Genomic DNA, 2,341 nt, shown 5'->3' on the forward strand with positions numbered 1-2,341 from the left:
CTTGGTGATGAGCCATCAGCCAGATCAGCTTCTTCAAGTGCAACACTCGGCACCGCATCGATAGTCGGGTTGTCGCCATCGGTTATGGTCAAAGTTACGGTCGCAGTCACCGGATCGTTATCAAAGTCATTGGATGTCACGACTATCGACTTAACAATGTCTTCGCTCGCGGAATGGTCTAAGTTACGGTTGGGCTCAAAGCGCATCTCACCTTGAAGGGTGATGTACAACTCACCTTCTGTGAAACTGAATTGCTGTTCGCCTGCGATGCTCTGATCCAACGTCTTAACGATTCCACCAAAAGAAAACTCAGTAACCGTTGCACCATCAGCACTTTGGTTTGGCATTACATCAATGGTATTGGTTGTTACCGTACCATCAGCCAGATTTGGCTCAACGATATCTAACGTACCGTCTTGCATGATTTGAACATCATCGCCGATGGTTACATTGAGTTGAGACACCAAAGAATCATCGCCATCGCTGTCTACCGCATAGACCGGAAGATCAAAGCTCAGATCATTGTTCGCTAGACCATCTGCATGATCTAACGCTTCCAATAAAGTAAAGGTGTATTCACCAAGAGTCGAGGTCGAGAAGCTAATCGTGAACACTGGAATTTCAGCATTTGAACCATCAGTAATGAAGCCGATATAAGTACCTGGATTCGCTGAATCTTCTTTTATCTCGACCACAAAACCATTCGATTTCAGTGCGCCGCCGACATTGAACTCGGTAGGTTCAAGACGGAAACGGGTCACATCATCACTTTGATTAGTAAAAGTAAGCGTCTCAGTTTGACTTACAGCACCGCTACTTGGCGCTGAGCCATCAGCAAGATTAGTTTCAGACAGAGTAACACTTGGCACCGTATCAATGGTCGGGATATCACCATCAGTAATCGTCAGGGTGACTGTCGATGTCACGGTATCCTTATCGAAATCGCTTGAGGTGACCTCGATCTGTTTAACGATATCTCCGTTAGTATGGTCAAGATTACGGTTCGGCTCGAAGCGAACGTCACCTTGAATAGTGATATACAGTGAACCTTCAGCAACTACGAACTTCTGCTCGCCAGTATTATTCTGGTCAAGCGTTAATACAGTCCCGCCATCATAAGTAAATTGTGTGATGGTCGCGCCGTCTGCCCCTTCTTGATCAAATACATTAACGGTCGTTGTCGTGGGCGTGCCCGCAGCCAAATCAGCAACTGTTGGCTCGACAATGTTTAACGCTCCATCTTGCATGATTTGAACATCATCACCGATGGTCACATTCAACTGTGACACCAATGAATCGTCGCCGTCGGTGTCTACCGCATAAACAGGAAGATCAAAGCTAAGATCGTTGTTCGCTAAACCATCCACATGGTCTAATGCTTCCAACAACGTGAAAGTGTATTGGCCGAGGGTAGTACTAGAGAAACTGATCGTGAACACGTTGGTTTCAACGTTCGAACCATCCGTCACAAAACCGATATAACCACCTGGTGTGCTTGGGTCTGCTTTTAGCTCAACCACCAGCCCATTTGATTTAAGCGCCCCACCAACATTGAATTCTGTCGGTTCAATACGGAAACTCGCCACATCATCACTTTGATTAGTGAAGGTAATCGTCTCTGTTTGACTTACAGCGACACCACTTGGCGTAGAACCATCACTCAAATTAGTTTCAGATAAAGTAACGCTCGGTACATTATCAATCGTTGGGATGTCACCATCGGTAATAGTCAACGTGACTGTAGAAGTAACAACATCACTATCTGAGTCGCTTGAAGTCACGACTATCGACTTAACGATGTCTCCACTTGTGTGGTCGAGGTTACGGTTTGGTTCAAAGCGCACATCACCTTGTAGCGTGACATAAAGCGAACCTTCAGCAACCACAAACTTCTGCTCTCCCGTATTGCTCTGGTCAAGCGTAAACACTGTGCCGTTGTCATAATTGATTTGGGTGATGGTCGTGCCGTCCGCCCCTTCTAGATCAAGAACATTCACAGTCGTAGTTGTCGGCGTACCCGCTGCTAAATCAGCCACAGTTGGCTCTTCAATCGTAAACGCGCCATCTACCATGACTTGGATATCATCGGTAATCGTCACAGCAAGTGGCGACATTAGAGAATCATCGCCATCGCTATCAACCGCGTACACTGGCAAGTTGAACGTTAGGTCGTTATTACCTTGAATTGGTGTGTGGTCAATCGCTTCTATAAGCGTGAAGGTGTATTCACCTAATGTCGTGCTGCTAAATTCAAGCGTGAAGACTGTAGTCTCGACATTTGAAGTATCTGTGGTGAAACCAATGTAGTTACCCGAACCCGCAGGCTCTTCTCGAATCTCAA

The 2,341-nt window shown here is 46.3% G+C and carries 1 pseudogene; it reads right to left on the bottom strand.

The window, feature by feature from the left end:
- Positions 1-2,341, bottom strand: a pseudogene (locus BCV39_RS19885) (hypothetical protein); the annotation flags it as partial.

Source organism: Vibrio sp. 10N.286.55.E10 (assembly GCF_002872555.1).
Lineage (GTDB): Bacteria > Pseudomonadota > Gammaproteobacteria > Enterobacterales > Vibrionaceae > Vibrio > Vibrio crassostreae.